The sequence below is a fragment of the Crenothrix polyspora genome (assembly GCF_900163755.1).
GTDB lineage: Bacteria > Pseudomonadota > Gammaproteobacteria > Methylococcales > Methylomonadaceae > Crenothrix > Crenothrix polyspora.
The window spans coordinates 22,602-29,147 of sequence record NZ_FUKI01000147.1 but is presented as its reverse complement, the minus strand read 5'-3'; the positions used below and the strand labels follow the sequence as shown (position 1 = coordinate 29,147).

Genomic DNA, 6,546 nt, shown 5'->3' with positions numbered 1-6,546 from the left:
GGTTTTGTCAAAACAAATAACGGTATTCTACAGAATCCCCGCACTTTTAATCACACCCGCATTGCCCAGTAATTTATCTGCATATGCATGTATTCCAAGCCCATGTCTCCCGTGGGTAAAAATCTTTCTGTATAAGGAAAGTGGACACCGCCATCAAGCACGGTAACTTCTAGCCATTCAGTATGATCCTGCGTCATAAAGCGAAAGGGATAGCCATAGGGAATGGTCTTTGCTGCTGTCATATCGTAGACATCTGTTGGAATAGATACGCTGGCAATCACTAACAAATGTGCTGCAATCGCATAACGACATTCTGTACGCATCGGCAGATAGAACGTGAACCCCAGCATGACAGCAGAGAAGGCTGCAAATATTTCAATTCTAAGAGCACCAAAGTGATATACCCACACAACACTTAAGTAGAGAATAAAACAGTAAAATCCGCCAACCAACATTAAAATGAGTTTTTTCATGGCACGATTCCCTGCCCGTTACAAACGTTGAAGAACTACATTTTCTCTTTCAATTTTAAAAACCGCTGATAGCGACTGATGGACAACGTGCCATTTTCAACCGCTGGCAGTATTGCGCAGCCCTTATCGTGGGTGTGGCTGCAATCGTTAAATTGACATTCATCCATCAGCGGCTGAAATTCGCGGTAACCGTAAGCCAGTTGTGCATCAGACAATTCCGCCAAACCAAAAATAGCCACACCAGGGCTGTCAATTAAATCACCACCATCAGGCAAATGATATAAGGTTGCAGCGGTAGTGGTATGGCGGCCATGTTTGGTAGTGGCGGAAACCGTGTTGGTTTTTAGTAATTTGTCCGGCAAAATAGCATTGGTTAATGATGATTTACCGACACCGGATTGCCCCGCAAACAAGCTTACCTGGCCTTTTAATGCCTGCTTAAGTGCTGCCATGCCAGCGCCACTGGCCGCACTGACGCGGTACAGCGCATAGCCTAAATCTTCGTACACCCGCAATTCTTGTTCAATCATGTCAGACAGCGGCAGATCGGTTTTATTGAGCACCAAAGCCGCATCAATATTTCGGTTTTCGCAAATCGCCAGATATTGATCCAGTAACAGAAAGTCGCAGCGCGGTTCTACCGCAAACACCACAAAAATGGTATCAATATTGGCGGCCACTGGTCGGCTTTTGGCGCTTTTGGACGGGCGTACCAATACCGAGCGGCGGGGCAAAATCTCCTCAATGCGCCCCTGGTCTTCCGATGCCCGTGACCATAACACGCGATCACCCACCGCGACGGTGTCCAGCCGTCGCAGGGTTTGGCACAGTATGATTTGATTGTTGTATTCAACCGCAATTCCCTGACCCAAATGGGCAATTACCAAGCCTTCGTTATGTGTCATCCTAAGCTTTGGCTTCTAAATGCGCGATACGGATGGCCGCAGGTGGGTGGCTGTAATGGAAGGCAGAATACAGAGGATCGGGGGTTAACGTGCTGGCATTTTCTTCGTATAACTTGACCAAACCACTGATCATTTTGCTGGCTTTGGCGTTAGCGGCGGCAAAATCATCGGCTTCAAATTCAAATTTGCGTTGAAAATACGCGGTGATCGGCTGCATAAAGAAGGTAAATGACGATGACACCAACATAAACAACAATAAAGCCACCGCGTTAGAAACCTGATCAACGCCCAGGCCATTAAAGAACCAAGGCTTATCAATTAGCCAGCCTAAAATGGCTAGGCTGATTAAGCTCATAATAGAGCTGGCTACCAGCATTTTAATAACGTGTTTACGCTTAAAATGGCCTAATTCATGTGCTAACACCGCTTCCAGTTCTTCATCGTCTAACGAGTTGACCAGATTGTCATAAAATACAATGCGCTTGTTATTGCCAAGGCCGGTAAAGTAAGCATTGCCATGACCTGAGCGTTTGGAACCATCCATAATAAAAATGCCATTGCTGTTGAAGCCGCAGCGTTCTAGCAAACCTTGAATCCGACTTTTTAATGAGCCTTCTTCCATTGGGGTAAATTTATTAAATAACGGGGCAATCACGGTAGGAAATAACCAGCTAATCAATAACGAAAAGCCCATCATAATCGCCCACACCCAGACCCACCAGCTAGAACCTACGCCGTCCATGACCCATAAAATTAATGCTAATAACGGCAAACCAATCGCGGCGCTTAAACCCAGTTGCAGACACTGGTCTTTAGCAAATTGCGCTATTGTGCTTTTATTGAAGCCAAACTTTTCTTCGATAACAAAGGTTTGGTACAGGCTAGTGGGAATGTCAACTAACATCATTAATAGTGATGTGGTAGCGATTGCAGCGACACCTGCAAAGATAGGTGAGCTAATCTCGCCCGCCCAGTAGTTGAAAATGGCGTTGATGATGCCGCCCAAGGTAAACAGCAATAAGGCGATAAGGCCGATAATGCTGTCTATCTTGCCGAGTTTGCCTTTTTCCAGGGTGTAATCTGCGGCTTTTTGGTGCGCTTCCAGCGATACCGTGTTTTTAAAGGCATCAGGTACGGCAGAACGATGTTCAGCCACATAGCTTGCTTGGCGCTGCGCCAGCCAATAATGCACACCAAACGAAATGGCTACTGCCAGTAAAAAAACAAATGTAAATGTGTTCATGGGTTAAAATTATCCGGTTTAAGAATTTATGACAATGCTACACTAACCATAACATTGAATACAAAGAAATCAACTCATGACGCAAAATCCTCAGCACCTTATCTGGATAGACCTTGAAATGACGGGGCTTAATCCTGACACTGATGTCATCATTGAAATAGCCACCGTGGTGACCGATAAAGATTTAAATATACTGGCAGAAGGCCCTGTTCTGGCAGTGCATCAACCGGATGCTGCGTTGGCGGCGATGGATGAGTGGAATCAAAAGCATCATGGTGAGTCGGGTTTGGTTGAGCGGGTGATGGCATCGACGATTGATACGGCACAAGCTGAGCGCCTGACTCTGGAATTTATAAAACAATGGGTGTCAGAGGGGAAATCACCGATTTGTGGTAATAGCATCGGTCAGGATCGGCGATTTTTATGGCGTTATATGCCGACTTTGGAAGCGTATTTTCATTACCGTAATTTGGATGTGTCAACATTGAAAGAACTGGCGGCACGCTGGGCTCCGGCTGTAAAAGAGGGCTTTAAAAAAGATTCCAAGCACCAAGCCTTAGCTGATGTGATTGAGTCGATTGAAGAACTGCGTTACTACCGTGAGCATTTTATTCGGGTTTAAAAGGGCTTAATCCACCGGCTTTTATTGGTCGGTGGATTTCAAACTGCGAATAAGGTCGCGCTACTGCATATCGGCGTGCTTCCAGCCTGATTAGCGATTAGCGCAGAAACCAAATTGTACTGTGCCGTTCGCCGATACCGAACTATTCCAACTCACGCCTTTAGCTGTTAACGTGTTACCACTTTGCGTATAAATGGCATTCCACACGTTACTCACCTTACCTTGTATGGTCAGGCTAATTTGCCATTGTACTGTTGTTGCGCCGGTGTTTTTGACATCCACGTTAGCACAATAACCCGTGCCCCAATCTGACGTAGTGTTTAAAGTGGCGGTTACACTGCCGGAGGCTGAATTGGTTTCATCATTATCGGTTGCTGAAGAACAGCCAGGATCTTTGGGGTAATCGATTAAGCCGTCAGCGTCGTTGTCTTTGCCATCTTCGCAAGCGTTTTTTGGGGTAACGACCGGACGGTCAGCACAAAAGCCTACGCTGGCATAAGCGCCCGGATTAAGGATTTTGTTCCAGTCCAGCCCAGAAGCTTTTACATCGTCTCCGGTTTTGGTATAGATGCCACTCCAGAAACTTTTGATGATTCCGGGTACTTTAAACAGCGTTGTCCATTCCACTTTATTGACTGTATTGTTGGTAACATTCACATCGGCACAGTAACCTGTTACCCAGTCTGCGGTTATACTGACGGTGGCCGGTAACTGGGTTTTAGTCGGCGGCAGTGGCGCGTTGTACTCGTCATTGTCGGTTGCCGAAGTACAGCCTGAATCTTTGGGATAATCAATCAGGCCATCGCTGTCATTATCCAGCCCATCTGCACAAGCGGCGGACGGCGGCGGTAATGGATCGGTTTCATCACGGTCTGTTGCGGAAGTACAGCCCTTATCGGCAGGGAAATCGGCCAGTCCGTCTTTATCGTTGTCAAGTCCGTCAGAACAAGCGGCAGGTTCTAATGTGCCCGTACCGTTCCATAAGCGGGTTAGTAAATCCACCTTATCCTGCCAGATGCTACGCCAATCATCCTGAAGAATACCACCGGTATCGCCGCTGTTAGGATTCCATGACCAATAAAACAAATGGGCGATTTTTTTGTTGATTAAATAATTAACCAAGGCATCCTGAAATACCTTATCTTTGGCACTGCCGCCGTGCCCATAACGGCCACCGGTTTCACCGATAGCAATCGTGTAGCCTTTGTTCATAAACTGGCCGATGTGGGCTTCCCAAATCGCGGGCATATTATTTGGAAAATTGGGGTCGCTGAAATAGGGCTGGTTATACACGTCCGGGCCATACACATGTGGCGCAAGTACCAATCGGTTGCTAGGAATTGCCAAAGGCGTGCAGTTTAATGCTTCCAGGTTGCCGCCCCACCAATGGTTGATAGAGCCGCTACAGGAAGGATTATTTTCAATGCCTTCTACAAACAGTAACAGATCAGGAGCGGCTTTATTGATGGCAGCAGCGGCCGATTCTGCGGCGGTGTTCCAGTCGGTGGCAACATTGCCTGTTCCCCAGGTAGCTGCACCGTGCGGTTCATTTTTCAGGTCGATGCCGATCATGTGCGGTAACAGCTTGTAGCGATTGGCCATTAACACAAGATCGTCTATCCAGTTTTGTGTACTGTAAGAGCCGGTATACCACAGTTCTGAAATAGCATTGCAATCAGGACGGTGATGGTCAAGCAGAATATACATGCCCTGACGGTCAAATTCAGTCAGTACCAGATCGAGAATTTGCAGCGAGTTCTTGTTGGCCAGATCGGGATTTTGTGCGTAATCAATACCGGTGACACTAGCCCCATGCAGCGTAGCCGGGCAAACCGGTATTCTGACCGCATTAAAGCCCAAAGACTTCATTTGCAGGATCATGTCTTTCCAGTTGCGTGACCATAAACCGTGTGCCACATGATCTTGCACCTCAAAGCCAAACCAGTTAACACCACGCAGTTGCACAGATTGACCGGAGCCATCATAAATCGCACCATTATCGGTGGAATAAGCCTGTGCTGTATTGCCATTGATGACAAGTCCTGCAAGCAGCACGTTTCGTAACCATGTTTTCATAATGAAATGCCCCTGTTATTGAGTGATTAATTTCTATCTGTTTAATTACGGCTTTATGGTCGCTTCGCCTTATGTTTTTTACTGGCCAAGCGAGGATAGGCCTGTTAAAACAATTTTAAAAGCATTTATAACGCTAGCCGTAACCCTAATAGGTATAGCAGAAAAAATACACTCTACTTTGAACGGGAGGCGTTATTTTTGGGACGCTGCATAAAATAAATTGATTGTTATTTATACATAAAATTATATTATTTAACAATATTTATTATTTACTTGCTAATAATTAATATTTTTTATGCAGTTTTCTCTCGATTTCATCGGGTTTTGTTACTGGCTATCAGACTATTTATCTTTGAATCGGTGAAACCGACACAAGCCAGTCATTTGCTTGGTACAATAATCGGAAGTGCTATATTAGGCGTTTTTAAGGTTAGATTTCTTCCATTTTTTTGCTTTGCGTAGATGAAAATAAACAAGGTCGTAACATGAATCACTTGCTAGGTTTGGCATTAGGTGGTGCGTGTGGTTCGATACTGCGATTTTTGGTATCGACAGGTGTTTATCAATGGCTGGGGCGTGGTTTTCCTTACGGTACGCTGACGGTTAATTTGTTTGGGTCATTCTTGTTGGGCTTACTGACAGAAGCCTTGGTGCTGCAACGGGTGGCGATTGCACTGGAATATCGCACGGCTATTTTAGTGGGCTTTATCGGTGCGTTTACCACGTTTTCTACTTTTGCGCTGGACACAGTATATTTGCTCGAACAGGGAAATATTAGCAAAGCACTGGTTAATATTTTTGGCAGTGTTATTGCCTGCGTGTTTGTGGTGTGGATAGGTTTGTTGTTGGGTCGGTATTTGTTTTCTCATACGTATGCGGTGGTACATTGGCAGGGCGGCATGATGCCTTATGCCATGCTGGTGGTGAATACGCTGATTGCTTTTCTTATCGGATTGATTGCTGCTACCCTGTCGCAAAAAGTCGCGCTGCCTGTTGAGTATCATGCCGCTATTATAATCATTACAATGGGTGCATATTTAACCTTGTCGGGTTTGTATGTAGTGCTGTATTTAATTGAACACGGCTATAGTCTTGTGCAGCATGCCAAAGTAATGCTAGCAGTGTTTGCTGCAAATACCCTAATCTGTATGGGAGCTTTGTGGCTAGGTGTTTTGGCAAGTGGGGCAGCTGTCACATTAATGACATAGCGCTAATTTTTAGCAGGGT

6 protein-coding genes are annotated in these 6,546 nt (G+C 45.7%); 2 read left to right on the top strand and 4 right to left on the bottom strand.

Annotation, left to right across the window (positions count from 1 at the left end; translation table 11 throughout):
• Positions 1–50 precede the first annotated feature (50 nt).
• The 3 genes from CRENPOLYSF2_RS15110 to CRENPOLYSF2_RS15100 are packed head-to-tail and all read right to left on the bottom strand — an operon-like array spanning position 51 to position 2,621.
• Positions 51–473, bottom strand: coding sequence for a hypothetical protein (locus CRENPOLYSF2_RS15110; RefSeq protein WP_087144783.1), 423 nt, complete (start codon positions 471–473; stop codon positions 51–53).
• 35 nt (positions 474–508) lie between these two features.
• Complete coding sequence (gene rsgA, locus CRENPOLYSF2_RS15105) at positions 509–1,378, bottom strand: ribosome small subunit-dependent GTPase A (protein WP_087144782.1); 870 nt, start codon at positions 1,376–1,378, stop codon at positions 509–511.
• 1 nt (position 1,379) lies between these two features.
• Positions 1,380–2,621: a M48 family metallopeptidase gene (locus tag CRENPOLYSF2_RS15100; RefSeq protein ID WP_087144781.1), complete on the bottom strand. Its 1,242-nt coding sequence runs from the start codon at positions 2,619–2,621 to the stop codon at positions 1,380–1,382.
• Between the two features lie 76 nt (positions 2,622–2,697).
• Between CRENPOLYSF2_RS15100 and orn the strand changes: the two genes are divergently transcribed.
• The gene (orn, locus tag CRENPOLYSF2_RS15095) at positions 2,698–3,243 is read left to right on the top strand and encodes an oligoribonuclease (protein WP_087144780.1); all 546 of its coding nucleotides are present in this window, start codon (positions 2,698–2,700) and stop codon (positions 3,241–3,243) included.
• Positions 3,244–3,333: 90 nt separating this feature from the next.
• Here orn and CRENPOLYSF2_RS15090 read toward each other — a convergent pair whose 3' ends face one another.
• Positions 3,334–5,319 carry a glycoside hydrolase family 5 protein gene (locus CRENPOLYSF2_RS15090; protein WP_087144779.1) on the bottom strand — a complete coding sequence of 662 codons (1,986 nt, stop codon included), beginning with the start codon at positions 5,317–5,319 and terminating at the stop codon, positions 3,334–3,336.
• Between the two features lie 485 nt (positions 5,320–5,804).
• On the opposite strand from CRENPOLYSF2_RS15090, the gene crcB reads away from it, so the two are divergent.
• The gene (crcB, locus tag CRENPOLYSF2_RS15085) at positions 5,805–6,527 is read left to right on the top strand and encodes a fluoride efflux transporter CrcB (RefSeq protein WP_087144785.1); all 723 of its coding nucleotides are present in this window, start codon (positions 5,805–5,807) and stop codon (positions 6,525–6,527) included.
• The last annotated feature ends 19 nt before the right edge of the window (positions 6,528–6,546 follow it).